This window comes from Mesorhizobium escarrei (genome assembly GCF_935825525.1).
GTDB classification, from domain to species: Bacteria; Pseudomonadota; Alphaproteobacteria; order Rhizobiales; family Rhizobiaceae; genus Mesorhizobium; species Mesorhizobium escarrei.
The window spans coordinates 53,538-78,558 of the sequence record NZ_CAKXZT010000176.1 but is presented as its reverse complement, the minus strand read 5'-3'; the positions used below and the strand labels follow the sequence as shown (position 1 = coordinate 78,558).

The 25,021-nt window shown below is 64.4% G+C and carries 27 protein-coding genes; 10 read left to right on the top strand and 17 right to left on the bottom strand.

Annotated elements, in window-relative coordinates; genetic code table 11:
• The first annotated feature begins 173 nt into the window (after window positions 1-173).
• On the top strand, window positions 174-1,445 hold the full coding sequence (locus NMG80_RS34985; protein WP_254022358.1) for an ROK family protein: 1,272 nt from the start codon (window positions 174-176) through the stop codon (window positions 1,443-1,445).
• Window positions 1,446-1,494: 49 nt separating this feature from the next.
• On the opposite strand, the gene NMG80_RS34980 is transcribed toward NMG80_RS34985, so the two are convergent.
• From NMG80_RS34980 to NMG80_RS34955, 6 genes are all read right to left on the bottom strand, one after another.
• Complete coding sequence (locus NMG80_RS34980) at window positions 1,495-2,976, bottom strand: amidase (protein ID WP_254022357.1); 1,482 nt, start codon at window positions 2,974-2,976, stop codon at window positions 1,495-1,497.
• Between the two features lie 25 nt (window positions 2,977-3,001).
• Window positions 3,002-3,961 carry a cyclase family protein gene (locus tag NMG80_RS34975; protein ID WP_254022356.1) on the bottom strand — a complete coding sequence of 320 codons (960 nt, stop codon included), beginning with the start codon at window positions 3,959-3,961 and terminating at the stop codon, window positions 3,002-3,004.
• Window positions 3,958-4,752, bottom strand: coding sequence for an ATP-binding cassette domain-containing protein (locus NMG80_RS34970; protein WP_254022355.1), 795 nt, complete (start codon window positions 4,750-4,752; stop codon window positions 3,958-3,960). Before NMG80_RS34970 ends, NMG80_RS34975 begins: the two co-directional genes overlap by 4 nt.
• Window position 4,753: 1 nt before the next feature.
• Complete coding sequence (locus tag NMG80_RS34965; protein WP_254022354.1) at window positions 4,754-5,692, bottom strand: ABC transporter permease; 939 nt, start codon at window positions 5,690-5,692, stop codon at window positions 4,754-4,756.
• A gap of 184 nt (window positions 5,693-5,876) precedes the next feature.
• Window positions 5,877-6,815 carry a sugar ABC transporter substrate-binding protein gene (locus NMG80_RS34960; protein ID WP_254022353.1) on the bottom strand — a complete coding sequence of 313 codons (939 nt, stop codon included), beginning with the start codon at window positions 6,813-6,815 and terminating at the stop codon, window positions 5,877-5,879.
• 278 nt (window positions 6,816-7,093) lie between these two features.
• Window positions 7,094-7,753, bottom strand: a complete 660-nt coding sequence (locus NMG80_RS34955; protein WP_254022352.1) for an outer membrane protein — start codon at window positions 7,751-7,753, stop codon at window positions 7,094-7,096.
• 407 nt (window positions 7,754-8,160) lie between these two features.
• On the opposite strand from NMG80_RS34955, the gene NMG80_RS34950 reads away from it, so the two are divergent.
• The 5 genes from NMG80_RS34950 (at window position 8,161) to NMG80_RS34930 (ending at window position 12,465) form a co-directional block, all read left to right on the top strand.
• Window positions 8,161-8,937, top strand: coding sequence for an SDR family oxidoreductase (locus tag NMG80_RS34950; RefSeq protein ID WP_254022351.1), 777 nt, complete (start codon window positions 8,161-8,163; stop codon window positions 8,935-8,937).
• Window positions 8,934-11,021 carry an excinuclease ABC subunit UvrC gene (gene uvrC / locus NMG80_RS34945; protein WP_254022350.1) on the top strand — a complete coding sequence of 696 codons (2,088 nt, stop codon included), beginning with the start codon at window positions 8,934-8,936 and terminating at the stop codon, window positions 11,019-11,021. The genes NMG80_RS34950 and uvrC overlap by 4 nt, the downstream gene beginning before the upstream one ends.
• Before the next feature lie 98 nt (window positions 11,022-11,119).
• Entirely contained in the window at window positions 11,120-11,716 is a 597-nt protein-coding gene (pgsA, locus tag NMG80_RS34940; RefSeq protein ID WP_254022349.1) for a CDP-diacylglycerol--glycerol-3-phosphate 3-phosphatidyltransferase, read from the top strand.
• A gap of 1 nt (window position 11,717) precedes the next feature.
• A complete protein-coding gene (gene moaD, locus NMG80_RS34935; protein ID WP_023800670.1) occupies window positions 11,718-11,975 on the top strand; it encodes a molybdopterin converting factor subunit 1 in 258 nt (85 codons plus the stop codon).
• 1 nt (window position 11,976) lies between these two features.
• Complete coding sequence (locus NMG80_RS34930) at window positions 11,977-12,465, top strand: molybdenum cofactor biosynthesis protein MoaE (RefSeq protein ID WP_254022372.1); 489 nt, start codon at window positions 11,977-11,979, stop codon at window positions 12,463-12,465.
• Window positions 12,466-12,511: 46 nt separating this feature from the next.
• Here NMG80_RS34930 and NMG80_RS34925 read toward each other — a convergent pair whose 3' ends face one another.
• The 8 genes from NMG80_RS34925 to NMG80_RS34890 form a co-directional block, all read right to left on the bottom strand.
• Window positions 12,512-13,009, bottom strand: coding sequence for a DoxX family protein (locus tag NMG80_RS34925; protein WP_254022348.1), 498 nt, complete (start codon window positions 13,007-13,009; stop codon window positions 12,512-12,514).
• Window positions 13,006-13,812, bottom strand: coding sequence for an HvfC/BufC N-terminal domain-containing protein (locus tag NMG80_RS34920; protein WP_254022347.1), 807 nt, complete (start codon window positions 13,810-13,812; stop codon window positions 13,006-13,008). The genes NMG80_RS34925 and NMG80_RS34920 overlap by 4 nt, the downstream gene beginning before the upstream one ends.
• The gene (gene bufB / locus NMG80_RS34915) at window positions 13,799-14,728 is read right to left on the bottom strand and encodes an MNIO family bufferin maturase (protein ID WP_254022346.1); all 930 of its coding nucleotides are present in this window, start codon (window positions 14,726-14,728) and stop codon (window positions 13,799-13,801) included. The genes NMG80_RS34920 and bufB overlap by 14 nt, the downstream gene beginning before the upstream one ends.
• Window positions 14,729-14,755: 27 nt before the next feature.
• The gene (locus tag NMG80_RS34910) at window positions 14,756-15,079 is read right to left on the bottom strand and encodes a BufA1 family periplasmic bufferin-type metallophore (protein WP_202363394.1); all 324 of its coding nucleotides are present in this window, start codon (window positions 15,077-15,079) and stop codon (window positions 14,756-14,758) included.
• 300 nt (window positions 15,080-15,379) lie between these two features.
• A complete protein-coding gene (ndk, locus tag NMG80_RS34905) occupies window positions 15,380-15,802 on the bottom strand; it encodes a nucleoside-diphosphate kinase (protein ID WP_254022345.1) in 423 nt (140 codons plus the stop codon).
• A 139-nt stretch (window positions 15,803-15,941) separates the two neighbouring features.
• Window positions 15,942-16,238, bottom strand: a complete 297-nt coding sequence (locus NMG80_RS34900; RefSeq protein ID WP_192362266.1) for a DUF1905 domain-containing protein — start codon at window positions 16,236-16,238, stop codon at window positions 15,942-15,944.
• Window positions 16,239-16,374: 136 nt separating this feature from the next.
• Complete coding sequence (bluB, locus tag NMG80_RS34895; protein ID WP_254022344.1) at window positions 16,375-17,010, bottom strand: 5,6-dimethylbenzimidazole synthase; 636 nt, start codon at window positions 17,008-17,010, stop codon at window positions 16,375-16,377.
• A 140-nt stretch (window positions 17,011-17,150) separates the two neighbouring features.
• Window positions 17,151-17,855: a glutathione S-transferase family protein gene (locus NMG80_RS34890; RefSeq protein WP_254022343.1), complete on the bottom strand. Its 705-nt coding sequence runs from the start codon at window positions 17,853-17,855 to the stop codon at window positions 17,151-17,153.
• Between the two features lie 89 nt (window positions 17,856-17,944).
• Here NMG80_RS34890 and NMG80_RS34885 point away from each other — a divergent pair, with 89 nt between their 5' ends.
• Both NMG80_RS34885 and NMG80_RS34880 read left to right on the top strand, forming a co-directional pair.
• Window positions 17,945-18,457, top strand: a complete 513-nt coding sequence (locus tag NMG80_RS34885; protein ID WP_254022342.1) for a DinB family protein — start codon at window positions 17,945-17,947, stop codon at window positions 18,455-18,457.
• A gap of 101 nt (window positions 18,458-18,558) precedes the next feature.
• Complete coding sequence (locus NMG80_RS34880; protein ID WP_254022341.1) at window positions 18,559-19,347, top strand: GGDEF domain-containing protein; 789 nt, start codon at window positions 18,559-18,561, stop codon at window positions 19,345-19,347.
• Between the two features lie 87 nt (window positions 19,348-19,434).
• Here the strand turns inward: NMG80_RS34880 and NMG80_RS34875 are convergent, their stop codons facing one another.
• The 3 genes from NMG80_RS34875 to NMG80_RS34865 all read right to left on the bottom strand — a co-directional run bounded on the left by NMG80_RS34875 (window position 19,435) and on the right by NMG80_RS34865 (window position 22,226).
• Window positions 19,435-19,737 carry a DUF982 domain-containing protein gene (locus NMG80_RS34875; protein ID WP_254022340.1) on the bottom strand — a complete coding sequence of 101 codons (303 nt, stop codon included), beginning with the start codon at window positions 19,735-19,737 and terminating at the stop codon, window positions 19,435-19,437.
• 153 nt (window positions 19,738-19,890) lie between these two features.
• Window positions 19,891-21,972 (bottom strand): ATP-dependent helicase, encoded by a 2,082-nt coding sequence (locus tag NMG80_RS34870; RefSeq protein ID WP_254022339.1) that lies wholly within the window; start codon window positions 21,970-21,972, stop codon window positions 19,891-19,893.
• A gap of 83 nt (window positions 21,973-22,055) precedes the next feature.
• The gene (locus tag NMG80_RS34865) at window positions 22,056-22,226 is read right to left on the bottom strand and encodes a hypothetical protein (protein ID WP_077375704.1); all 171 of its coding nucleotides are present in this window, start codon (window positions 22,224-22,226) and stop codon (window positions 22,056-22,058) included.
• Between the two features lie 129 nt (window positions 22,227-22,355).
• On the opposite strand from NMG80_RS34865, the gene NMG80_RS34860 reads away from it, so the two are divergent.
• Together NMG80_RS34860 and NMG80_RS34855 are read left to right on the top strand one after the other, a co-directional pair.
• On the top strand, window positions 22,356-22,541 hold the full coding sequence (locus tag NMG80_RS34860) for a hypothetical protein (RefSeq protein ID WP_254022338.1): 186 nt from the start codon (window positions 22,356-22,358) through the stop codon (window positions 22,539-22,541).
• Window positions 22,542-22,934: 393 nt separating this feature from the next.
• Entirely contained in the window at window positions 22,935-24,812 is a 1,878-nt protein-coding gene (locus tag NMG80_RS34855) for an ABC-F family ATP-binding cassette domain-containing protein (RefSeq protein ID WP_254022337.1), read from the top strand.
• Window positions 24,813-25,021: the final 209 nt, after the last annotated feature.

Here is a 25,021-nt window from a genome sequence, read left to right as displayed (position 1 = left end):
TCCTGCCCACCCCCTCTGTCCTGCCGGACATCTCCGCCGCCAGGGGGAGATCGGTAGCTTCTGTGGCACAGCACATGTTGCGACAAGTTTGTTGCCGTCTCGTACAAAGTTCTCGAAACCGGTGAGCTCCTGGGCTAGAAAGGCGGCCAGGAGCCCATGTGAAAAACCCTGCGATGAACGAAACCGACGATAGCAGCCTGAATGGCGGACGCAGCGCGCTGTTTGCGCCGCCGGGCGACGCGTCCGGGGCGGAACCGGTTTCGCGCCCGCGCAAGGCGCTACTGTCCTCCTCGATGGTCGGCTCGACGAATCGCGGCCGCGTGCTGCAGGCTCTGTTCGATCTCGGGCCCACCAGCCGTGCCGATCTGGCGCGGCTTGCCGGCGTAAACCGCACCACCATTTCCGGCATCGTGCAGCCGCTGATCGACGACCAGGTGCTGATCGAGAGCGACCCTATCCCGGCCAATCCCGGCGGCGGCAAGCCGGCGCGGCCGCTGTGGTTCTCGCCCAATGCCCGTCCGATCTGCGGCGTGCTGCTGATGCCTGACGCCGTGCATGCCTGCGTGGCGACGCTCGACGGCAATATCGAATCGGAACGCAAGATGGCGCTGCCTGACGGCAAGGGGCCGATCGGGCCGATCATCGAGACGATCGCCGAATGCGTCGGCGACACGCTGGCCAAGGCACGACGCACGCCCTTCGGCATCGGTGTTGCCGTCGGCGGCATGGTCGATACCGATCGCGGATCGATCGTCACCATCAATCTCGCGCCGGCGCTCGACCGCTATCCGCTCGCCGACGAGCTTGGCCGGCGCTTCGGCCTGCCTGTCAAGCTCGACCACCATCCGCGCGCCTTGCTGGTCGGCGACCGCTGGTTCGGCGCCGGGCGCGGCGTCAGGCAGTTCGCGGTCGTCTACACCGGCGAGGTTCTGGGCGGCGCGCTCTATTTCGACGGCCACCTCTACCGCGGCACGGCAGGCGCTGGGGGCGAACTCGGCCACACCTTTGTACAGCTCGACGGCGAGCTCTGCCGCTGTGGCAGGCGCGGCTGCTGGGACACCATCGCCACGTTGAGCTGGCTCAGGCGCGAGGCCGCCGGCGCGGCCCTGCCGGAGCCCGAACTGATCGATTCGGCACGTCTCGTCGACATGGCGGCGCGCCGATTGCCGGGGGCGGCCGAGCTGCTCGATCGCTATGCACGCAACGTCGCCGTCGGCATCGCCAATCTGCAGCAGACGGTGGCGCCCAACATCTTCATCCTGCATGGCGATGTCGTGCTCGGCGGCGACCGCCTGCTGGGCGCGATAGCGGATCATGTCCGTGCCATGGTTCCCTCGCGCCCGGGTGGCAAGATCGAGTTCATCGCTGGCGATGCAGGCGATGGGGCTGCGCTTTTAGGCGCCGCCGGACTGGTGATCTCCGAACTGCTACAGCTTCCGATCTAGGCCCACCTTCTCCCACAACGGGGAGAAGGGGAAGCCAATGCCACGTCTACTACCCTGCTAGCCCTGGATAGCTTTGGAACCACGGCTGCATGCGTTCGAATCGCGCTGCCATGGCCAGCACGCTCTCGTCGGCGTGCCGCTGCCCGATGATCTGCAGGCCGACCGGCAGGCCCTGTGCTGTCAGGCCGGCTGGAACCGAGATCGCGGGATGGCCGGTGTAGTTGATCGGGTAGGTCATGCACCAGCCGATCAACGGATCGACCGCCTCGCCACCGATCGATGTCGGCCCGATCGTGTTGCCGTCGGTGGCGTTCCTGACCGGCGGAATGGCCAGCGTCGGCGAGACGATCAGGTCATGGGTCTCGAACACATCCTCGAGGCCGTCATGGACGCCGGTGCGCAAACGATCGTCGAGCGCATGGTCGACGGCGGACACCCTGTAGGCGCCTTCCAGCATGGCGAGGAATTGCGGGGTCAGCACCGCGGCGTGCTCGCCCATCAGGTCGATACCTTCCTGTTTCCAGTACACGGCGATTGCCGCATAGTGGATCGAGATCGTGCGCACCCAGAGCGCCGCCAGTTCCTTGTGGTCGGCTTTGAAATCGAGTTCGACCTCATCAACGTCGACGCCGTGCTCCCGCATGACCTCGACCGCGCTGGCAATAACAGCGGCGACCTCAGCGTCGACCGGAAAGTTGCCGAGGCGCGGGCTGTAGGCGACGCGCAGCTTCCGTGCCGGGGCTTGCACGGAGCCCACATAGTCCACGCCATCATTGGGCAGGCTGAACGGGTCGCGGCTGTGCGGCCCGGCCATGATCTTGGTCATCAGCGCGGCGTCCGCAACGGTGCGGGCAAGCGGTCCAATATGGACAAGCGGATGCCCCCACAGGAACCCGTCGGGGCGCGTCACCGAAGGGATGCGACCGAAGGAGGGCTTGAAGCCGACGGTGCCGCTGAACGAGGCCGGGATGCGCACCGAGCCGCCGCCATCCGTGCCTTGCGCCAGCGCCGCCATGCCGTCGGCGACTGCTGCCGCGCTGCCGCCCGACGAGCCGCCGGAATTATAGCCGGTCGCCCATGGCGTGCTGGTCGGCCCGAAGCGCAAATTGTCGGTGATGCCCTTGTGGCCGAACTCCGGCGTGTTGGTCTTGCCGAGCACGATGGCGCCGGCATTGAGCAGGCGCTCGACCGCCGCCGCGCTGTTTTTCGGCACCCGGTTCTGCACCGCCCGCGACGCCATTGAGGTCGGCACCCCGGCGACGTCGTCGAGATCCTTGATGCCGACCGGCACGCCATGCAGCGGGCCAAGAGGGCCGCCGGTCATCACCGCCTTCTCGGCGCCACGCGCGGCGTCCATCGCCTGGTCGCCGAGAACTAGCGTGTAGGCGTTGACGACCGGGTTGCGCGCTTCTATGCGGCGCAGATAGGCCTCGGTCACCTCGACCGGCGACACGTCGCGGCGCCGGATGCGCGCGGCCAGTTCCGTGGCCGGCAGGAAACAGAGCTGCGTCAGGTCGTCTGCAGAAGTCATGAAAGCCATTCCGTCTTGTTGGGTTCTATTTGATGAACACTGGATTTGCGGAGCCGCCCGTTCCCTTGCTCACCTTGGCCGGGCTGGCGCAGTAGAAGCCTTCGTAACGGCGGTCTAAGGCGCAGTCGGTGGCCAGCGCGTCGAGCGACGCCATTTCGGTGAACACGACGCCCAGATTGCGCATCAGCGCCGCGTGCAGCACCAGCATCAGCCCGGTCTCGGGCTCGTAGGTTGTCTCATTGGCCAGCGTGTCGGTGACCAGGCAAGGGATCTGCATCTTGTCGAACCAGCGCACGAGGTCGAGGCTGAAGGTCAGGCCGGGCTCCCAATATCCTTCACCGATCGCCTGGTGTCCCGCGGCCAGCGCGCCGACCCAGCCGGTGCGGACGAGAAGAATGCTGCGCGGCAGGATGTCGACGCCTTGCGCCTGCGCGCATTCCATCAGGTCGCAATGGGTGAACGTCTCGGCACGATCCAGCATCGGTTTGCCGCGGAAGCGGGCCATGTCTAACAGCACGCCGCGGCCGACGATGCCGCGCTCGGCGATCGGCATGATGCCGGCCTTGGTCATACCGCCGTTGGTGCTGCTCGCGGCAAAGCCGTTCCACAGCGTGTCGTCGAACCACATGTGGCCGAGCGCGTCGCAATGCGTGCCGGCCTGTGCGAAACCGGTGATATAGTCGTCGGCGAATTCGAGGCCGCCGGCGAGCGGCTGCCAATGGCCGTTCTCGAAACCGGCCTTGTCGGCGACCATGAAATGCTTCGCCGGCCAGCGGCCGGGAAACACGGCGTCGCCTTCCTGGGTCGCGACCGGCACGCCGAGCGTGAAGGTGCGGCCGTGCCGCACTGTGGCCAGGCCGCGCTTGACCTCGTCTGATGTCAGATAGTTGAGCGCACCGATCTCGTCGTCGGCGCCCCAATGGCCCCAGCGATTGGGCGCATCGGCCAGCAGCCGTCGCAGCGTTATCGTGTCGGTCGCGCTCATGCTCCCGCTTCCGTGGTCGCTGGACGGGGTGTCATCGGCTCCTTCGCGCCGGTGATGTAGGCGACGACGTCTTCCATATTGGTGGCGGAGCTCGCGAGGTCGGCGGCTTTGCGGCCCCTGCGCATCACCACCACGCGGTTGCACACCTGCCAGAGGTGATCGAGGTTGTGCGTGACCATGACGATCGTCAGCCCTTGGGCGCCGAGCCGTTTGATGAGGTCGAGCACTTCGCGGGATTCGCGCACGCCTAGCGCCGCCGTCGGTTCGTCCAACAGCAGCAGCTTATGGCCCCAGAAGGCGCCGCGCGCGATCGCCACCAATTGGCGCTGGCCGCCAGACATGCGGTCGACCGGCTTGCTGCGTATGCCGGGGATGTCGATGTTGAGTTCCTCGAGGCCCCGCATCGCGGTATCGCCCATCGATTTGCGGCGGATCCAGCGCAATAGCGCCGGACCGCGGCCAATCGCGATCTCGCGGCCGAGGAAAAAGTTCTCGGCCGCGGTGAAGGTGCCGATCAGCGACAGGTCCTGATAGACCGTCTCGATGCCGAGGCGTTGCGCCTCGGCCGGCGGCGACAATTTTTGCGGCCGGCCTTCGAGGATGACATCGCCGGAAGTCGGATCGTGGGCGCCGGCCAGGACCTTGATCAGCGTCGACTTGCCGGCACCATTGTCGCCGACGAGGCCGATGACGTCACCTTTGGCGATGTCCAGCGAAACATTGTCGAGCGCCTGGATACCGCCGAAGCTGCGGCTAATCCGGCGCAGGCTGAGCAGCATAGCCTGGGCCATCCTACCCCCTCCCGTAGCGGCGGCCGATGCCGCCGAGCGCCACGGCGACAACGAGCAGGCAGCCGGTGAACAGGAACTGGGTGAAGATCGGCGCGCCGATCATGGCCAGACCATTGTTGCCGACGGCGACCGTCAGCACGCCGATCAAGGTTCCGAGGATGTGGAACTGACCCTCCCTGAGCGCGGCCGAACCGAGGAAGGCGGCCGAGAACGAAGTCAGCATGAAGCCGTCACCGGCCGTCACCTGTCCGGACCCTAGATTGGAAGCCATCAGCACGCCGCCTATTGCTGCGCAGGTGCTGGCGATGGCGAAGGCGACGATGCGGCTGCGGTCGACGGCGACGCCGGCGCGCCGCGCCGATTCCGGGCTGACGCCGATCGCCTTGATATGCTGGCCCTGCACCGTGCGGTTGAGGATCATCCACAGCAGCACCAATACGACGGCCATGATGATGACCAGATGCGGCACCCCGGCGATCCGGCCGATGGCGATGTTCGTGAATTCGCGCGACTGGGTGAGCTGCAGCGGGATCCCGCCCGAATAGGCGTAGTTCAGTCCGACGACGATCGTGCCGGTGCCAAGCGTGGCGATGAAGGCGTTCACGCCGATCTTGGAAACGACGATGCCGTTGACGATACCGATGATGGTGCCGAGGCCGACGACGAGGACGATGGCGAGCGGGATCGGCAGCCCGCTGCTGCTCAAGAGGCCGACCACGAGCAGCCCGGAGAAACTCGCGACATAGCCGATGCTGAGGTCGAAATCGCCGGCCACGAGCGGCACGGTGAGGCCGGCCGCGACGATGGTGCCGATCGCCATGTCATTGATGATGTTGCGGAAATTTCCAATTGTCGCGAAGGTCGCCGGCTGCAGCACCGAGAAGATCACCAGCATCGATGCCAGCACGATGATGGTGCCGTAGGTCCCGAGAAGGCGCATCAGCAGCGCGCGCCGATCGCGGGCGCTGGGCGATGGATACAACGCCTGCGTTGTCGATGAAACACGAGGCGTGTCTGCCGGAACGGGAGTTTCGGACAGGGAATGGTCAGCGGACATGGCGGCTCTCATGATGGGGCTCCGATCCGGCCGGGCAAGCCTGGCCGGATCGTCAATCTACAGAAGCTCACTGCGGATTGTTCTTCATGAACTGGTCGGCATTGTCCTTGGTGACGAGCGTGTAGCCCGGCACGAAGGATTTCGGCTGCCACTGGTCGCCGGCGGACAAGATGTCGGGGATCTGGTCGATCAGCATCTTGCCGGCCGAAGTCAGGTCGACGCCGAGCGTGGCGGTCATCGTCCCGTCCTTGACCGCCTGGACGGCGGGCGCCGTGGCGTTGAACGAATAGACCTTCACGTCGCTGCGGCCATTCTGCTTCAGCGCCGCGATCGCCCCCATAGCGTTGTCGTCATAGCAGTTGAAGATGGCGAACGGCCCTTTGGCGTCGGCATTGGCGGCGAGCCAGGCGCTGGTCGCGGCCTGCGAGGATTCGGCGGCGCCTGGGATGCTGATCTCGTGCGAGGTCGCCTTGAGCCCCGGATTCGCCTTGACCGCCGCATCGAAGGCGTCGGCGCGCTCCCGGCACGGGATGCCGGGATGATAGGTAAGGTTGAGCAGGGTCCCCGTGTTGCCGATGTCCTTCAGCATCAATTCGAGCAGCGGCGGCGCGGCACCGGTGCTTGCCGAAAGCGCGATACCGTCGGCCATGCCGCCGCCGGCGGAAAGCACCGGAATCTTTGCGTCCGCTGCGGCCTGGAGCCCGGCTGCGAGGCCGGTCGAATCGAATACGGTGACAATGATGGCGTTCACCTTCTTGGTCGCCAGCTGCTTGATGCTGGTGATCGCCTGCGAAGGATCGCCATTGGCATTGAGCGTTTCCACCGTCCAGCCTTTGGACTGGGCTTCCTTGGTCATGGTGTCGACCATCTGGTTGGTGTCGACATCGGAGGTCGAGAAGGTGACGATGCCGATCGTCAGCTTGTCGTCAGCGGCAAGCGCCGCCGGTACGAAGGATGCCGCGACGAGCGCCGCGGCGGAGAATTTCTGAAAGCGGTTCACTTGCATTCCCCTTTTGACCGAGTGTTCCTGCCCACAGCTGACCTTCTCAGCCTCGGCTGAACGGGTCGTCACAGATCGAACTGTTTGTTCGTGCGAGCCACGTACTAACTATAGTCATAAGCCTTGATAGGGAGCAACGGCTAATTTCGTTGGGGTTAGGAAGGAAGGCGGAGCGCGGCGAGTTGTCGCGGAAGGGGGGGACGTCAAAAGGGCGGACGTCGCACAAAGACACAAAAAAAGCCGGGCGCGAGGCCCGGCTTTTTCGTGTCGTGGCTTGGACGATTTTAGAACTTCATACCGACGCCGAAGGTGACGCGGTTGTCGGTCGACTTGACGTTGCCGATACCGTTAAAGTCCTTGTCGCCGAAGTCGGTGTAGCGATACTCGACACGGCCGAACACATTGTCGGTGATCTTGATGTCGGTACCGACGCCGGCCGTCCAGCCGAGCATGGTGTTTTCGTCGCTGGCGCCGGGCGCTTCGATCTCCTGGTTCTTGAGCGCGCCACCGGCGGTGCCGTAGAGCAGGATTTCCGGGGTGACGGCGTAGCCCAGGCGGGCGCGCAGCGAGCCTTCGAAGCCGCCCTTGGCCTCGACCCCGGCGTCGTCGCCCTCGATGCCGCTATAGCCGATATCGGCTTCAGCACCGTACACGAAGTTCTCCGCCTGCCACTGATAGCCGCCGAAGACGCCGCCGACGAACCCATCGGTGTCGACGTCAACGCCGCCGACGCCGAACTCCTCGGCATCGGCGTGACCGCTGAAGCCGTAGCCGACGCTCACACCGGCATAGGGACCGGCCCAGGAAGCGACCGGCAGTTCGGCGATCGGGGCGGGTGCCGGCGGCTCTTCCGAGATGACGTCAGCAGCATAGGCGGTTCCGCCGAGGGCGAAGAGCCCGAACGCCACCGCCAGCGGTCGCGCAAATTTTAGATTGGCTTGCATTGTTCTTTACTCCTTAAGCCACAGGCACAGGCTTGCTTTTCACAAGCGCCCTCAACCCGCCGGGGGGATAAACGGGTCTGGCGCTCAACGGTTCCGAATGTCGTGTCGAAATGCGGCTGAAGCGAACCTGAACTTGGGTCATTACCGGGCACGAATGAGGCTGAATTTTGACGTTGCATCAGCGCAACAGATGGTGTCAGGAGGCTTTGCCGTGCCGCGCTGAACACCGCTTGGAGCAAGGGGTCCGGAGCCCTATATTGCGGTCTGACGGCCGAGTCCCGGCCACAGTCGAAAGACCGATCCGGCCGCTTTGCCACAATGCTGCCCAAGGTCCGAACGGCATTTAACGCTTGGCCAGCCATAGTTCGCCGACTGGCTGAAATCGAAGCCCATTGAGGATTGACAGGATGAGCAAGGCCGCTGGAACGGCGCTGGTGACGGGCGGGGGCAAGCGGATCGGCAAGGCTATCGTCGAGGATCTGGCCGCGAACGGTTTTGCTGTCGCCATCCATTGCAACCGCTCGCGGACCGAGGCGGAAGCGTTGGCTGCGCGGATCAACGGCGGCCATTTTGGCCAGGATGGCCGCGCCGCTGTGGTCGCCGCCGACCTGACCGACATGGCCGCAGTCGGCGACCTGGTCGGCCGCGCCGCAGCCGCGCTCGGACCTGTTACACTGCTGGTCAACAATGCCTCGCTGTTCGTGGACGACACGGTTGAGGACGTCGACTGGCTTGCCTGGGACCGTCACTTCGTCGTCCATGTGAAGGCGCCGGCACTTTTGGCGCAAGAATTCGCCCGCGCTCTGCCGGAAGGCCAAGACGGGCTGATCGTCAATATGATCGATCAGCGCGTCTTGCGCCCGACGCCTCGCTATTTCTCCTATGCGCTGTCGAAATCGACATTGTGGACGCAGACGCAGATGATGGCGCAGGCGCTGGCACCCCGCATTCGCGTCAACGCCATCGGCCCCGGCCCGACGCTGAAGAGCGCGCGCCAGCAAGACAGTGATTTTGCCGCGCAGGTCGACGGCCTGATCCTGAAGCGCGGCCCGGAATTGCCTGAATTCGGCGCCACCATCCGCTATCTCTGGCGCGCAAGCTCGGTCACCGGCCAGATGATCGCGCTGGACGGCGGCCAGCACCTTGCGTGGCAGACGCCGGATGTGACAGGCATTGTCGAATGAGTCCCATGGACCAGAAACACAAACGCGGCGGCGCCGCCGACGACCTGCCCCCCGATGTAGATCTCGAGGACGAGGTGGCGGAGGAGATCGTCGAACCGTCGGCTTCCGGTTCCGGCGGCCCTGATGTCGCCTTCACGGCCATCGATTGGACGCCGCATGCCGGCGATGCCGACGGCATGGTCGGCGCCGAAGTCATCCAGACGCTGGTCAAACGGCTGCCCAACGCGCCCGGCGTCTACCGCATGATGAATGCCGCCGGCGACGTGCTCTATGTCGGCAAGGCGCGCAGCCTGAAGAAGCGGGTGACCAATTACGCGCAAGGCCGTTTCCACACCAGCCGCATCGGCCGCATGGTGCGCGAGACGGCGACGATGGAGTTCGTCGTCACCCGCACCGAGATCGAAGCGCTGCTGCTGGAAGCCAACCTTATCAAGCGCTTGCGGCCTCGATTCAATGTGCTGATGCGGGACGACAAGTCGTTCCCTTACATCCTGTTGACCGGCGATCATGACTCGCCCGGCATCTACAAGCATCGCGGCGCGCGCTCGCGCAAGGGCGACTATTTCGGCCCCTTCGCCTCGGCCGGCGCCGTCGGCCGCACCATCAACTCGCTGCAGCGCGCCTTCCTGCTCAGGAGTTGCACCAACTCCTTCTACGAGAACCGCACCCGGCCGTGCCTGCTGTTCCAGATCAAGCGCTGCGCCGGCCCGTGCACCGGCGAAATCTCGCATGGTGACTATGCCAGGCTGGTCGCCGAAGCGAAGGACTTCTTGTCCGGCCGCAGCCAGAAGGTGAAGACCGACATCTCCGCCGCCATGCAGCAGGCCGCGGAGAACCTCGATTTCGAGCGTGCCGCCATCTATCGCGACCGGCTGGCGGCGCTGTCGCATGTGCAGAGCCATCAGGGCATCAACCCCCAGACCGTCGACGAGGCCGATGTCTTCGCCATCCATCAGGAAGGCGGCCAGGTCTGCATCCAGGTGTTCTTCTTCCGCACCGGCCAGAATTGGGGCAACCGCGCCTATTTCCCCAAGGCCGATCCGGCGCTGGAGGCGGCAGAGGTGCTGGGCTCGTTCCTGGCGCAATTCTATGACGACAAGCCGACGCCGCGCACCATCCTGTTGTCGCATGGCGTCGAGGACCAGGAACTTTTGGCCGAGGCTCTCTCCACCCGCGCGGGTCGCAAGGTGGCGATCTCGGTGCCGCAGCGCGGCGAGAAGAAGGACCTGACCGACAACGCCCTGCAGAATGCCCGTGAGGCGCTCGGCCGCCGGCTGGCCGAGACCTCGACGCAAGGGCGGTTGCTCACCGGTTTCGCCGAGACTTTCGGCCTGAAGAAACCGCCGGTGCGCATCGAGGTCTACGACAACTCCCACATCATGGGCACCAACGCCGTCGGCGCCATGGTGGTCGCCGGGCCGGAAGGCTTCGTGAAGAACCAGTACCGGAAATTCAACATCCGCTCGACCGAGATCACACCGGGAGACGATTTCGGCATGATGCGCGAGGTGATGGAGCGGCGTTTCTCTCGGCTGCTGAAGGAACATGGCGAGGCGCCGCAGAGCGAACAGCCGGCAGACGAAATCCTGGCCGAACAGGGCGACGATATCGAGGATGCGGGCGGCTTCCCGGCCTGGCCAGACGTCATTCTCATCGATGGTGGCCAGGGCCAGATGACGGCGGTACGACAAATCCTCGCCGACCTCGGCATCGAGGACCGTGTCCAGGCCATCGGCATCGCCAAGGGCTTGGACCGTGACGCCGGCCGCGAACGCTTCTTCGTCAGGGGCAAGCCACCGTTTTCGCTCCCCGTGCGCGACCCCGTGCTCTATTTCGTTCAGCGGCTGCGCGACGAGGTCCACCGCTTCGCCATCGGCTCGCACCGCGCCCGCCGCAAGAAGGAGATGGTCAAGAGCCCGCTCGACGAGATCAGCGGCATCGGACCCGGCCGCAAGCGTGCGCTGCTCATGCATTTCGGCACCGCCAAGGCGGTCAGCCGCGCCGCGATCGAGGATCTGGTCAAGGTCGATGGCATTTCCGAGCAGGTCGCCAAGCTGGTCTACAACCATTTTCACGAGAGCTGACGATTCGGCTATTTTCGGTTGGTCCATCGACTATCGCCTGTTGACCCCCCACATTCGCTTCTGATTTGAGTAGGCAGGCAGAAAGAGTTCCCAAAAATATGGCCCAGCGCGCATTCAACCTGCCCAACATGCTCACCTACGTCCGCATTCTCGCGGTGCCGCTGGTTGTGCTGTGTTTTTTTCTCGAAGGGCATCTGAAGTCGAGCGACTTCGCCCGCTGGTCGGCGCTGATCATTTTTCTGCTCGCCTCGATCACCGATTATTTCGACGGCTATCTGGCGCGCGCCTGGCAGCAGACCTCGAATATCGGCAAGATGCTCGATCCGATCGCCGACAAGTTGCTGGTCGCCACGTGCCTGCTGCTGCTGGCGGCCGACACTGATAGGCATGCCGGCATCGCCGGCTGGTCGCTGTGGGCAGCGATTATCATCCTGTGCCGCGAAATCCTGGTCTCGGGCCTGCGCGAATATTTGGCGGCGCTGAAGGTCTCGGTACCGGTGACGCAGTTGGCAAAGTGGAAGACCACCATCCAGATGATCGCCATCGCCTTCCTGCTCGCGGGACCTGCCGGCGACAAGATCTTCCCGCTGACCACCCAGACCGGGCTGGTGCTGTTGTGGATCGCCGCGCTGGTGACGCTTTACACCGGCTACGACTATTTCCGCGCCGGTCTCAAGCACATCATGGACGAGTAGCATGTCGACGAGGCTCATTTATTTCGCCTGGGTGCGCGAGCGGATCGGCAAGCCGCAAGAGGACGTCGAATTGCCCGCCGGCATCGAGACCGTGGCCGACCTGCTGCGCTGGCTGAAATCGCGCGGCGAGGAGTACGAGCACGCGCTGCAATATCCAGACGTGATCCGCGTCGCCATCAACCAGGAACATGTGGAGCACCGCGAGAAGATATCAGGCGCGCGCGAGATCGCGCTGTTCCCGCCGATGACGGGTGGCTGAAATGCCCGGCGCGGTGGTGCCGACGGTGCGCATCCAGGCGGAGGATTTTGATGTCGCCGCTGAGACCGCCAGGATGACGCAGGGCCGCGCCGACATCGGCGCCGTGGTGACTTTCTCAGGTCTCTGCCGCGACGAGGCGGGCAGGCTCGCGGCACTCGAACTCGAACATTATCCCGGCATGGCCGAGGCCGAGATCGGCCGCATTGCCGCCGAGGCGGTTCGCCGCTGGCCGTTGCAGGGGCTCACCGCCATCCATCGCCATGGCAGGATCGCGCCCGGTGAGAACATCGTGCTGGTGGTCGCAGCCTCCACGCACCGGCAGGCGGCGTTCGAGGCGGCGAACTTCCTGATGGATTTTCTCAAATCGCGCGCGCCGTTCTGGAAGAAAGAACACCATACCGACGGCTCGGAAGGCGGCTGGGTCGACGCCAAGGAGGCCGACGACGAGGCGGCAAGCCGCTGGAAGCAGGCCGTGCCGAAACGAAATTGATGCTTCGCGTCATCGCCGGACGGGCGGGAATCCCATCAAACCCCGATCAGCCCTTGTCAGTGCCGATCCAGTGATCGAGCGCAATCCGGCCGGGTCCCCACGCCATGATGCCGAGCGCCATCGCCGCCCAGGTGATGTGCAGCGGCCAGCCGTCCGGCACGGTGAGTTGTATGACCAGCGTCATTACGAGCAGGCCGAATGCCGCCAGCCGTGTCGCCAGGCCGAGAACAAGAAGAATTGGCAGCAGGATTTCCGCCGACCCTGAGGCGAACGCCACCAGCCCAGGCGCGGGAAAATCGTAAGGGCCGCCGGGCAGATGCAGCTTGAGCTCCGAGCTGAAAAGCAGCACGGCGACCTCGTTCAGCTGCAAAAAACCGTCCCATTTGTTGACGCCGGACCGCCAGAACGGGACGGCGAGCGCGCAGCGCAGGATAAGCTGCGTCAGCGACGGTGTGGCACTCGTGCGCAGCGCGGCATTCACCCTCTCGGCGAGGGCAGCGATCCCTCGCGGCCCGGTGCTGACGTTCCGCCCATGGTTCGTCATGCCCACCCTCCGTGATGTGCCGCCGTGAAGGCGCCTGCTTGCAGCAGGCCGGCAATGTTGGCGGCAAGGTCGAATTCGGCACGCTCCGCAAATGCCGCCGCGGCCGCCGCGCCGAGTGGCTCGCCCGCCATGAGACGATCCAGAAAAACGGCGCCGCCGGGCGGCAGGTGGCGAACAAAGACTTCGAGGTCCGGCCGCGTGACCAGCGCATCTTCAGGGCCGTCCGCCTCGATCCGCGCGACAGGGCGGTCGCGCCGATTTGCCGCAAAGATCGTCACGACCGGATAGCGCGAGCGCATGGCGTGCGTTGCCGGGTGCGGCACGAACACGGTATCGGCCAGTCGTTCGGGCGGGACCGAGGCCAGTGCTACGGAAGCCAACGGTTCCGCGTCAGCGGCATGATAGGCGTCGAGCCAGGCCCTCTCCAAGCGCGCCACGTCAGCCAGCCATGGCATCGGCCGCGCATATTCGTAGCGCTCGATGAAGTCGGGAAAGTCGCGGCCGTATTCGAACAGAAGCGGCGAAGTGGGTGGCGTTTCGCGAGCATGAAAGCGTGCCATCGCGCGAAAGAAGTCCGGGCCGGTGATGCGCAGCGTCGCTGGAAAGCTGGCGGCCAGCGCATCGATCAGGCTGACCGTGACGTTGTTGCGGTAGACGGCGTATCGTTTGACCGCTGCCTTCCCGTTCGGCCCCGAGACAGCGTCAGGCGGGGCACGGTCAGGATCGAGCAAACCGGGGGTCAATGCCGCGGCATAGTCGAACCGGCGGCCGGGATCGCCCGACTGGAGCTCATCCTGCGGCATGGGCTTTTCCGAACACATGGTGGCTGTCGGCCTGATGGTCGAGAATCGCTTGGGCGGCGGCGGCCTCCGCCTTGAGCACCGGCCAGTCGGGAATGTTGCTGTCCCACTCGATCAGCGTCGGCAGCGGCCCGCATCGGCCGATGACGATATCGAAGAGGTTCCAGACCGCGTCGGCGACCGGACCGTCATGGCTGTCGATGAGCAGCAGGTCGCCCTCGTCATCCGCCTGCTCGGTGTGCCCGGCCAGATGGATTTCGCCGACATGCGCGAGCGGGAAATCCGCGAGGTAGGAAAGGGCTGAATAGCCGTGATTGGTGGCCGAAACGAAGACGTTGTTGACGTCGAGCAACAGGCCGCAACCGGTACGCTGCACCAGCGCGCCGATGAAATCCGTCTCGCTCATCGTCGATTCCGCGAAAAGGACGTAGGTCGAGGGGTTCTCGAGCAGGATCGGGCGGCCGATCGTCTCCTGCATTTCATCGATGTGATCCGCCACGCGCGAAACCGTTGCCGGCGTATAGGGCAGGGGAAGCAGGTCGTTGTAATAGGTGGTGTCGTGGGTCGACCAGGCGAGATGCTCCGAAACCAGCGCCGGCTCATAGCGGTCGACGAGCGCCCTGAAACGACCGAGATGCGCTTTGTCGAGCGGCCGCGGTCCGCCGATCGACATGCATACCCCGTGCAGCGAAACGGGATAGTCGCGGCGGATCCTGGCCAGCGCATCGTGCGGCGGGCCACCGGCGCCCATGTAGTTTTCGGCGTGGACCTCGAAGAAACCGCCCATTGGGTCGTCGCCGAGGATCGCGCGTAGATGTTCATGCTTGAAACTGGTGCCGGCAAGGCCGGCGATCGGGTGCGCCGGAAAGCGCGAGGTTTTCGATATGCGGGATGCTGGGGCCAGTCCGTTCATCTTCATCTCCGCTTTCCGGGCAGCTTGCGTTGCTTAGGAAGGGACGTCGCGGCTCAGCGCCGTTAGCGAGCCCTTGCGGTCGCCGGGCAGGTCCATCGTCGTGCAGGTGCCGCCGTCGACGAACTTCCAGGCGTTGCCCTGGTAGTCGACTGTCGAGGTGCCTTGGCAGGTGGTGCCGGGTCCCGCCGCGCAGTCGTTCTGCCCCTTCAGGGCGACGCCGAAGCACTTCTCCTTGCCGGCATCCATCGCTGCCTTGGCCTCTGCCTCGGACAGCGGCGCGGCCGTCGCAAAAGAAGCGAGAGCCGTGGCAACGGCGCCGGCCAGGAAGGCCGCGCTCACGGTTGATCTTGTTGACATGTTTTCACCTCCGATTGGGTTGTTGCGCGCCGTTCCTCAAGCGCGCATTGGTCAGTTCGGTCCGGAGGCTCGCTGCGTTACATCTGTGTGGGAACACGACTTCGTGATCGCCTGGGGCCTGGCCCACCAGGTCGATCCGCTGATCATCATGGGAGAAGATGGCGACATCGAAGCCAGAGGCCGGCAGCGGCCCTGCTCTGTTCGGTCAGTTGCCGGCTTCGGCGTCCGGTGCCGGATCGCCGCAACGAAAAAAGGCCGGCATTGCGCCGGCCCCTTTTTACGTGGTGATGGACTGTCGGCTCAGCCGACGATCTCGGTGTCCGAGAACCAGTACTTGATCTCCTGCGCGGCGGTCTCCGGTGCGTCGGAGCCGTGCACGGAATTCTCGCCGATCGACAGCGCGTGCACCTTGCGGATGGTGCCTTCTGCGCCGTTGGCCGGGTTGGTGGCGCCCATCACGTCGCGGTTTTTGGCAATGGCGTTCTCGCCTTCCAGCACCTGCACGACCGTTGGACCCGACGACATCGACTCGACCAGCTCGCCGAAGAACGGACGATCCTTGTGCACGGCGTAAAAACCTTCCGCCTCGCGGCGGCTCATCCACACCCGGCGCGAGGCGATGACGCGCAGGCCGGCTTCCTCGAGCATCTGGGTGATGGCGCCGGTGAGATTGCGCCGGGTTGCGTCCGGCTTGATCATGGAAAAGGTGCGTTCGAGCGCCATGGGGTCGTCCTTGTGATGGAGAGTGGAATTCAGGGTGGCGGGCTCTATACAAGCCGCCCGCCGGCTTGCCAAGAGGAGGCCGGCGCGGCGCTCATTTCTGCGCCGGATGGCGCATCGTCGTCGGCCCGAACCAATGTTGTCATAACTGCATCTCGATCGTCAGCTTGGCCGTGTCGCCAGCCCGGAGGCCTTCGCGGACCCGCACTGCCGTCTTGATCGGCAAGAGCAGGCTGCCGGATTTCTTGTCGGGAAACAGCGACGTCCGCCATCTGGTCTGGCCGATGACGGCTTCCACGCCAAGCGAGCCCCAGGGGCGTGCCATCCCCGCCATCGCCGTCTTGATCCGTGCCCCAAGCTCCGGCGGCAGCGTCACAAAATGCCAGCCGCCCTTGCCTGGATAGACCCAGATCTCGGCTTGCACGTCGTAGCGAAACATTTTTGTGCCCTTCCTCAGATCAAGGCGGTCACGGCTGGCTTTGCCATGGTGTCTTGTTGGCAACGCCGGCGATCGGCGAAACCATCCATGATATCCATTCTTCCCTGCAAGAGAGGATTGCAGCGTCGCCGTTGCGCTACCGCCTTATCACCATCGAAGCGCGCCGGACCTCCCAGCCTTCTCGCTCCAGTTCCGGCACGCTGTGGTTCTCGCTCGGGTAGCCGACGCAGAAGTAACCGATCAGCGTCCACTCTGGCGGCGCGTCCAGGATCGTCGCCATTTCGGCCGGGTCGAGGATCGAGACCCAGCCCATGCCTATTCCTTCGGCGCGCGCCGCCAGCCAAAAAGTGTGGATCGCCATCACCGCCGAATATTCGATGGTCGCTGGCATGGTCAGGCGGCCGAGCCCATGTCCCTGTTCCGTCGCGCGGTCGGCAAAGACCGCGAATTGAGAAGGCGCTTCGTTCAAGCCGGCAAGCTTCAGGCGCGCATAGAGCGCAGCGCGTTCGTCGTCGAACGATGCAAGCGCCTCCGCATTGCAGCGCTCGAAGCATGTCCTGACGGCGGCGCGGCATTCCGCGCTCTCGACCATGACAAAGCGCCAGGGCTGGCTCAGCCCGACCGAGGGCGCAATGCTGGAGAGGTCAAGCAGCCGTTCCAGCGCGCCTTCGGGGAGCGGCGTCGGCCTGAATCGCCTGACGTCCCGCCGCCACAGGAAGAGATTGGCCAGATCGGCGCGAAAATCGTCCCGAAATTCCGGGTCTGACGTCATGGTGTCGTACTGCCTTTGCTAGGGGAGTAGGGGAGTAGGGGAGTAGGGCAGTAGGGCAGTAGGGCAGTAGGGCAATAAGGCAGTAGGTATGTGCGCCGCCGCGACTTCCTTACTCCCTACTGCCCTACTGCCCTACTCCCCTACGCGGCGGCGGCGACCGCCGCCGGCACCTTGCGGCCGAGCCCATCATGCAGGTCGAGGCAGCGCTCGAACCATTGCGCCACCACATCGCTATCGTCGAGCAACCGGTAGGGTGAGGCGATGCGCGCCCATTGCAGCGCGCCGAAGACGATGTAGTCGGCAAACAGCGGTGATTGGCCGCCGATGAACGGCTGATAGGCAAGCATCGAGCGCAATGGTTCCAGCGAGGCACGGAAGGCACCGAGGCCGGCGTCCCGCGCCGCCACCACCTCTTCCAGTCTCTTGCCGAAGCGCTGCTCGCGGTTTTGACGAAAATAGGCGGCGTTCGCCTCGTCCTGCATGGCGTGCAGGTCCATGATCGCCGCAGTGGTGACATAGGGGTGGATGGTCAGTTGCGACCAGCGTTCGATGAAGCGCGCCATCGCCTTGCCGCCGTCACCGCAAAGCAATGTCGGTCGCTCTGGATAGGCTTCGTCGAGATAGAGCGCGATGGCGAAAGAATCGGCGACCACCTTCTCGCCGTCGCGGATCACCGGGACGAGTTTTGAAACGCCGCCTTCAACGGTGGGCACTTCAAGAAAGCGTGTCGGCACGGTCGAGATATCGAGGCCCTTGTGGGCAAGCGCCATCGTCGCCTTCCAACAATGCGGGCTGAACGGACGGGCGCCATCGCGTCCGACGAGGTCATAGAGCAGAATTGTCATTGGCGGCAGCTTCCTTGCGGTCTACTAGAGCGACGTTTCGGGCCTTGCGATAAGCACCCGAAACGGGGTCTCGCGGGCCGGAGAAAACGATGAAACAGCACTTCATGATGTTTGCTGCCTACAATCAATGGGCCAATAGCCGCATCTACGATGCCGCCACCGATCTCGACGAGGAAGATTTTCACCGCAACGTCGGGGTTTTTTTCGGCTCGATGACGGGCACGCTCAATCACGTTCTGACTGCCGATCGCATCTGGATGAGGCGCTTTACCGGCGAGGGCGACGCGCCGGCCAGGCTCGACACGATCCTGCACCGCGCCCTGCCGGGCTTGCGGCTGGCGCGCGAGGCCGAAGACAGAAGGATCATCGACTGGGTTGGGGCGTTAAGCGACAAGGCTTTGTCCGGCCGCTTCTCCTACATGACCGTCTCCGACATGCGCACCGTCTCGCAGCGATTGGCGCCGGCGCTTGATCATTTCTTCAACCACCAGACCCATCACCGCGGCCAGGCGCACGCGATCTTGACCATTCTCGGCCGGCCTTCGGTGCCGCTCGACCTGACGCTGTTCCAGCGCAGCGAAGAGGGCCGCGCCTACGCGTGATTTGGGATCATCTGTGGCGATCATGATCGAATTGAAGGCAAAGTCTTAGGACTTCATTTGTGATCCCGCTTCAAAATAGCTTGCCATAGCGGGAGCAATGCATGCGGATCGATTTTTCCCCCACGAGTTGGGGCAGGGTGGTGGCGGTCACCGTCGCCGGGACCGCAGTGTGCATCGCCGCCGCCTTTTTCGTCGATTCCTTCAATTTCCCCTATCTTTCGCCTGAAGCGCTGTGGCGGGCGAAACTCACCGATCTGCTGCTGCCGCTGGTGCTGGCCGGTTCGTTCCTGTCTTTCCTGATGTGGAAAATGCGTCAGCTGGCAATCGCGCAAAATGAGCTGACAATTGTCGCGGCGACCGACAGTCTGACAGCGGTGTTCAACCGCGGCGCGTTCTCAATGCTTGTCGAAGCCTATCTCGAGCAAGCGCGCAGCCATTCTGTCGTCAGCTCCGGGGCTTTGCTGATCGTCGACGCCGACCATTTCAAGTCCGTCAACGATCGCCTCGGCCACGACTGTGGCGATCAGGCCCTCAAGCTGATCGCCAGGACCATTCAAGACCAGCTGCGCGGCGCCGATATCGTCGGGCGAATTGGTGGCGAGGAATTCGCAGTCTTCCTTCCCGGCGCCGACCCGTCGCATTCCTGGCTGGTCGCGGAGGGGATACGGCGCCGTATCCGCGAGGCGGATTTTTCCCCGGGCGGGCAACCCTGTCCCCTCTCGGTAAGCATCGGCGGCGTCGCCTTCAGCGGACCGACCACTTATGCCGAGATGTTCGTTGTGGCGGATAAACACCTATACAGGGCTAAATCGAACGGCCGCGACCAGGTTAGCTTTGAAGCGGCGGCATTGAGCGGTTTGCCGAACGGCGACCTGATGACGGTCCATTGAGGGCCGCGCCTGATACTTGTGGTCGCAAACCCGTCGAAGACGAACAGCATCTTCGGCGGGCCACAGTCGCAAAAGAGGCCTGGCCAGTCAGGCAGCGTATCCGCCCTGGCCGCGGGCGATCGGCTTGACCGAGACTGCCGGCTGGGCCGAAGGCCAGAGAATGCCTGCCGAAACTGCGAAGGTGATCAAGGCGTCGCGCGCGGCTTCGGGCGAGATCTCGCCGGCGCGTGCCGCCTCGCAGGCCTTCACCGCCGCGCCATAGCTCAGGCGTCGCCGCGATGGCGGGAACTCGGTCAGGAACTCATGCATGTCGAAGAGCGAAGCGATCATGCGCTTATGGCCGGCGCCGACGGTTACGGCGACCGGGGCGAAAAATGTCGTGTCGTGCATTCTGGCCTCTCGAATTGGGCGGAGGTGACGGGCGGACGCCGCTCTCCGACCGGGGGTCGGACGCCCAGAAACGCGAATTGCGGCATCAGGTTCCATGTTGCCGAAATTTGGTTTTCGCCACCAGGTCCCGTGGCATGAGCGCCGTGCCGAAGCCTATTTCCACATGTCGCGCATGCGGGCGCCAAGGTCGACGCGCACTTGCGGCTGGCGGCGCGGATCGTCCTTGGCCTGGACGCTCGCCCATGATGTCTGTTCGAAGGCGCCGAGGATCGAGGCTGGGATGAAGCGGGTGCGCGAGGCGTAAACATGGCGATCGCCGCGCGCCGCCTGGCCGTGGACGAAAAAGCGTTGCGGCATGACCAGGTGCAGGCCGTCCTTGGCCCGCGTCATCGCCACGTAGAGCAGGCGGCGCTCCTCGTCGATATCCTCCTTCGAGCCGACGGCGAGATCGATCGGGATGCAGCCGTCGACGGTGTTGAGCACGAAGACGTTCTTCCATTCCTGGCCCTTGGCCGAATGGATGGTCGACAGGATCAGATAGTCCTCGTCGCGATGCGGCGGCCCGGCCTCGTCGCTGGTCGCATCCGGCGGATCGAGGGTCAGCTCGGTGAGAAAACGCTCGCGCGAGGCGTAGCCCGAGGCGATCTGTTCGAGCTGCAGAATATCGGCCCGGCGCGTCGTTGCATCCTCATGGATGCGGTCGAGATGCGGCTCATACCAGAGCCTGATCTGTTCGAGGTCAGCAGGCCATTTTCCCGACCCGGTGCGAAGCTGCGAGAACAGCGCGACGAAACCCGGCCAGTCGTCAGCGGCGCGTTGCGGCGGGCGGTAGCGCGCCAGCCCCATCGCTTCGTCGAGCGACGTCGCCATGGTGTCGACGATCTGCGAAGCCGCCGAAGGGCCGATGCCGGGCAAAAGCTGCAGCACGCGAAAACCGGCGACGCGGTCGCGCGGGTTCTCGGCGAAGCGCAGCACCGCCAGCACGTCCTTGACATGGGCGGCGTCGAGGAACTTCAGCCCGCCGAACTTGACGAACGGGATGTTGCGGCGCGTCAGCTCGATCTCCAGCGGCCCGCTGTGGTGCGAGGCGCGAAACAGCACGGCCTGCGCCTTCAGCGCCGTGCCGGCCTCGCGCTCCGTCAGGATCGCCTGACAGACGTAACTCGCCTGCTCGGCCTCGTCGCGGACGCTGACCAGTTTCGGCTTTTCGTTCGATTTGCGCTCCGACCAGAGGTTCTTGGTAAAGCGCTCCGAGGCCTCGCCGATCACCGCATTGGCGGCGGCCAGGATGGTCTCGGTCGAGCGGTAGTTGCGCTCCAGCATGACGATCTCGGCCGGCCGGGCGAACTGTTTTGGAAAGTCGAGGATGTTGCGCACTTCCGCGGCGCGAAACGAATAGATCGACTGCGCATCGTCGCCGACCACCGTCAGCCCGAATCCGTCCGGCTTGAGCGCCGCGAGGATCGAGGCCTGCAGCCGGTTGGTGTCCTGGTATTCGTCGACCAGCACATGGTCGAAACGCCCACCCAGATGCGCCGATATCTCCGGCTCGCCGGCCATCTGCGCCCAGTAGAGCAGCAGGTCGTCGTAATCGAGCACGTTCTGCGCCTGCTTGGCCTCGACATATCGGGCGAACAGCACCTTAAGCTGTTCTGCCCACCCCGCGCACCAGGGAAACACCGAACCCAGAACTTCGCCGAGCGGCGCCTGCGCGTTGACGGCACGCGAATAGATCGCCAGGCAGGTGCCCTTGGTTGGAAAACGGCCTTCCGTTTTCGAGAAGCCGAGTTCGTGCCGGGCGAGGTTCATCAGGTCGGCCGAATCCTCGCGGTCGTGGATGGTGAAGGCCGGATCGAGGCCGATCTCCAGCGCATAGTCGCGCAGCAGCCTGGCGCCAATGCCGTGAAATGTGCCGGCCCAGCTCAGCGCATCGGTGATAATGGAAGCGTCCCGGCCGAGCACCTCGCCGGCGATGCGCTCGACCCGCTTGGCCATTTCCGATGCGGCACGACGCGAAAACGTCATCAAAAGGATGCGCCTGGGGTCAGCGCCCCTGACGATCAGATGCGCGACGCGATGCGCCAGCGTGCTGGTCTTGCCGGAGCCGGCGCCGGCGATCACCAGCAACGGCCCGGCGACCGCGCCGTCGCCATGCTCGACCGCAAGGCACTGCTCGGCATTCAGCTTTGCGAGATAGGCAGGCCGGAAGGTCGAATCACGGGCAGCGAGGTTCATTGCCCATCAAGCATCGTTTCTGCTTTGTTCGCAACGCTTTCGTACGTGCGACCGATGCGTCCGATCCCACCGATGAACCGAAACTAGCGCTGCGGCTCCACGCCCATCGCCGCTGACTGCCGCGGCAGCGACTTGTCGTCATCGGGAGGCGGCAGCAATAGCGGATCGAAGTCGTCGGGCACCTCGTCGACGATTTCCCTGACTATGCGGTAGGCCACATAGACGGCGGCCCCGGCTATGAGCAGACGGATCATGATTTTCTCCATTGGTGTGGACCAACCGAAGAGCCCGCGTTTTGTTCCCCGCTTTCCAAATGCCCAAGCTCTGCCCGAGCGTGCAACCAAATCCGCACCGTCTCGTTTGCCCGGTGAAAGGAGGTTGCGATGAACAAGCTCTCAATTTTGCTGGCCCCGCCCTGGCTCGTTTTGGCCGCAGCGCTGGCTGTCGCGGCCTGCGACAACAACATTCCACCGACAAAGGCTCCCGGCGCCGATCAAAACCCGCAGGTCGACCCTGCGCCCAACTCGGCGCCAGGCGATGATCAACCCGGCACGCCGCCGGCGCAGTGATGGAAGCCTGCAGGAAAGGTGGCCGGCGCCGCTTGGGAGGGGAGCGATGGCGCCGGCCAGGCGGGTATCAGGTCCGCCGCACACCTAAACATAGCTGAGTCTTGCCTTTGCGTCATGACGCGATAGCGGAAGACGACCGCCTTGCACGGGCAATTAACTGACAAATGCGCAATTTCGGCTGCGAGAAGCCGATGCTCGCCAAGCGCCACGCCATCACAGCGGTTGCCCAGAGCCGGCCATCTGATCCGGCGAAGCCGCGATCGGATTAATAGCCTTCTTCCCTCCCGCGGCACAAAAGCAACTGGCTGCCAGCCCGGCCATTTTCATGCGTTATGCGGCCAACCGGCGCTCGAGGTCTTGCGAAGCGCTGACGTCCCGTGCAAAAGCGCGGCCATGCTGATCATTAACGACCTTTCGCTCCGCATGGCCGGACGCCTGCTTCTTGACCATGCCTCGCTGACCTTGCCGGCCGGCAGCAAGGCAGGGCTTGTCGGCCGCAACGGCACCGGCAAGACCACTTTGTTCAAGGCGATCACCGGCGACCTCGCCTCCGAGACCGGCTCGATCAGCCTGCCGAAGAACACGCGCATCGGCCAGGTGGCGCAGGAGGCTCCCGGCACCGAGGAGCCGCTGATCGAGATTGTGCTCAAGGCCGACCTCGAACGCTCCGCATTGCTCGATGAGGAAAAGACGGCGACCGATCCGCACCGCATCGCCGACATCCACATGCGGCTGGCCGATATCGACGCCCATTCGGCCGAGTCACGTGCCGCCACCATCCTCGCCGGCCTCGGCTTCGACGACGATGCCCAGCGGCGGCCGGCCTCGTCGTTCTCCGGCGGCTGGCGCATGCGCGTCGCACTCGCCGCGGTGCTGTTTGCCGAGCCCGATCTTCTGCTGCTCGATGAGCCGACCAACTATCTCGACCTCGAAGGCACGCTGTGGCTAGAAAACTACGTGTCGAAATACCCGCACACGGTGCTTCTGATCTCGCATGACCGCGACCTGCTCAACCGCGCCGTCAACTCGATCGTCCATCTCGACCAGAAGAAACTGACCTTCTGGCGTGGCGGCTACGACCAGTTCGAGCGCCAATTCACCGAGCAGCGCGAATTGCAGGAGAAGGGCAGGGTCAAGCAGGAAGCCGCGCGCAAGCACATGGAATCCTTCGTCGAGCGCTTCCGCGCCAAGGCTTCCAAGGCGAGACAGGCGCAGTCGCGCATCAAGGCGCTGGAGAAGATGAAGCCGATCGCCGCGATCGTGAACGACAACGTGCGACCGTTCTCCTTTCCAGAGCCGGTGAAGACGGTGGCGTCGCCGATCATTGCGCTCAACAACGTCAATGTCGGCTATGTCGAGGGTGAGCCGATCCTGAAGAAGATGACGCTGCGCATCGATGCCGACGACCGTATCGCGCTGCTCGGCGCCAACGGCAACGGCAAGTCGACCTTCGCCAAATTGCTGTCCGGCCGCCTGAAGCAGGAGAGCGGGACCATGACGGTAGCACCCGGCCTGACGGTGGCGATCTTCGCCCAGCATCAGCTCGACGATCTCCGACCGAGTGAAAACGCCTATGAGCATGTCCGCCGGCTGATGCCGGAAGCGCCGGAATCGAAGGTGCGCGGCCGCGTCGCCCAGTTCGGTCTGACCACTGAGAAGATGAACACCGCCGCCAAGGACCTGTCGGGCGGCGAGAAGGCGCGGCTCTTGATGGGCCTGTCGGCGTTCGAGGGGCCAAACCTGTTCATCCTCGACGAACCGACCAACCATCTCGATATCGACAGCCGTGAATCGCTGATCCATGCGCTGAACGAGTTTCCCGGCGCCGTCATCCTGATCTCGCACGATCGCCATCTGCTCGAGGCAACGGCCGACCGGCTGTGGCTGGTCAAGGACGGCACGGTCAATCCCTATGATGGCGACCTCGATGATTACAAGACGCTGGTCACGGGCGTGTCAGGCGATCGCCGCGGCAAGCGCGAGGCCGAAAAGGCCTCGAAGGCCGACCGCCGCCGCGACGCGGCCGCACGCCGCGCCACCTTCGAGCCACTGGCCAAGGAAATCCGTGCCACCGAAGCGCTGATGGACCGCATCCGTAAGCGCATCGACTTGATCGAGGACGAACTCGCCAATCCGGCGGTCTATGAAAAGGACCCGTCGACGGCGACACGGCTGGCCAAGGAGCGCTCGCAGCTGGCCCAGACGCTCGCCGCGCACGAGGAAAAATGGCTGTCGATGTCGGCGGAGTATGAGGAAGGCACGGCGGAGTAGCGCGACGCCCCTCTGCCTTCTCCCCTTGTGGGAGAAGGTGGATTGGCGCGCAGCGCCAAGACGGAAGAGGGGTGTTGGAAGAAACGCAGCGAGAAAAATATAAAACGATTTGAAGCGCTTACATCTCCTACGCAACGATTCTTCCGGCACCCCTCATCCGACCGAGCTTCGCTCGGCCACCTAGGGGAGAAGGGAAGGCGCGATCTGGC

What these genes read in the sequence shown, in the direction of transcription:
- NMG80_RS34870 (WP_254022339.1), bottom strand. Translation starts at nt 21,972, where the DNA reads ATGAACCTCGCTGCCCGTGATTCGACCTTCCGGCCTGCCTATCTCGCA.
- NMG80_RS34860 (WP_254022338.1), top strand. Translation starts at nt 22,356, where the DNA reads ATGAACAAGCTCTCAATTTTGCTGGCCCCGCCCTGGCTCGTTTTGGCC.
- NMG80_RS34865 (WP_077375704.1), bottom strand. Translation starts at nt 22,226, where the DNA reads ATGATCCGTCTGCTCATAGCCGGGGCCGCCGTCTATGTGGCCTACCGC.
- NMG80_RS34985 (WP_254022358.1), top strand. Translation starts at nt 174, where the DNA reads ATGAACGAAACCGACGATAGCAGCCTGAATGGCGGACGCAGCGCGCTG.
- uvrC (WP_254022350.1), top strand. Translation starts at nt 8,934, where the DNA reads ATGAGTCCCATGGACCAGAAACACAAACGCGGCGGCGCCGCCGACGAC.
- bufB (WP_254022346.1), bottom strand. Translation starts at nt 14,728, where the DNA reads ATGAAGATGAACGGACTGGCCCCAGCATCCCGCATATCGAAAACCTCG.
- NMG80_RS34885 (WP_254022342.1), top strand. Translation starts at nt 17,945, where the DNA reads ATGAAACAGCACTTCATGATGTTTGCTGCCTACAATCAATGGGCCAAT.
- pgsA (WP_254022349.1), top strand. Translation starts at nt 11,120, where the DNA reads ATGGCCCAGCGCGCATTCAACCTGCCCAACATGCTCACCTACGTCCGC.
- NMG80_RS34960 (WP_254022353.1), bottom strand. Translation starts at nt 6,815, where the DNA reads ATGCAAGTGAACCGCTTTCAGAAATTCTCCGCCGCGGCGCTCGTCGCG.
- NMG80_RS34950 (WP_254022351.1), top strand. Translation starts at nt 8,161, where the DNA reads ATGAGCAAGGCCGCTGGAACGGCGCTGGTGACGGGCGGGGGCAAGCGG.
- NMG80_RS34965 (WP_254022354.1), bottom strand. Translation starts at nt 5,692, where the DNA reads ATGCGCCTTCTCGGGACCTACGGCACCATCATCGTGCTGGCATCGATG.
- NMG80_RS34910 (WP_202363394.1), bottom strand. Translation starts at nt 15,079, where the DNA reads ATGTCAACAAGATCAACCGTGAGCGCGGCCTTCCTGGCCGGCGCCGTT.
- NMG80_RS34975 (WP_254022356.1), bottom strand. Translation starts at nt 3,961, where the DNA reads ATGAGCGCGACCGACACGATAACGCTGCGACGGCTGCTGGCCGATGCG.
- NMG80_RS34880 (WP_254022341.1), top strand. Translation starts at nt 18,559, where the DNA reads ATGCGGATCGATTTTTCCCCCACGAGTTGGGGCAGGGTGGTGGCGGTC.
- NMG80_RS34980 (WP_254022357.1), bottom strand. Translation starts at nt 2,976, where the DNA reads ATGACTTCTGCAGACGACCTGACGCAGCTCTGTTTCCTGCCGGCCACG.
- NMG80_RS34970 (WP_254022355.1), bottom strand. Translation starts at nt 4,752, where the DNA reads ATGGCCCAGGCTATGCTGCTCAGCCTGCGCCGGATTAGCCGCAGCTTC.
- NMG80_RS34875 (WP_254022340.1), bottom strand. Translation starts at nt 19,737, where the DNA reads ATGCACGACACGACATTTTTCGCCCCGGTCGCCGTAACCGTCGGCGCC.
- NMG80_RS34855 (WP_254022337.1), top strand. Translation starts at nt 22,935, where the DNA reads ATGCTGATCATTAACGACCTTTCGCTCCGCATGGCCGGACGCCTGCTT.
- moaD (WP_023800670.1), top strand. Translation starts at nt 11,718, where the DNA reads ATGTCGACGAGGCTCATTTATTTCGCCTGGGTGCGCGAGCGGATCGGC.
- NMG80_RS34920 (WP_254022347.1), bottom strand. Translation starts at nt 13,812, where the DNA reads ATGCCGCAGGATGAGCTCCAGTCGGGCGATCCCGGCCGCCGGTTCGAC.
- NMG80_RS34930 (WP_254022372.1), top strand. Translation starts at nt 11,977, where the DNA reads ATGCCCGGCGCGGTGGTGCCGACGGTGCGCATCCAGGCGGAGGATTTT.
- bluB (WP_254022344.1), bottom strand. Translation starts at nt 17,010, where the DNA reads ATGACGTCAGACCCGGAATTTCGGGACGATTTTCGCGCCGATCTGGCC.
- ndk (WP_254022345.1), bottom strand. Translation starts at nt 15,802, where the DNA reads ATGGCGCTCGAACGCACCTTTTCCATGATCAAGCCGGACGCAACCCGG.
- NMG80_RS34955 (WP_254022352.1), bottom strand. Translation starts at nt 7,753, where the DNA reads ATGCAAGCCAATCTAAAATTTGCGCGACCGCTGGCGGTGGCGTTCGGG.
- NMG80_RS34900 (WP_192362266.1), bottom strand. Translation starts at nt 16,238, where the DNA reads ATGTTTCGCTACGACGTGCAAGCCGAGATCTGGGTCTATCCAGGCAAG.
- NMG80_RS34890 (WP_254022343.1), bottom strand. Translation starts at nt 17,855, where the DNA reads ATGACAATTCTGCTCTATGACCTCGTCGGACGCGATGGCGCCCGTCCG.
- NMG80_RS34925 (WP_254022348.1), bottom strand. Translation starts at nt 13,009, where the DNA reads ATGACGAACCATGGGCGGAACGTCAGCACCGGGCCGCGAGGGATCGCT.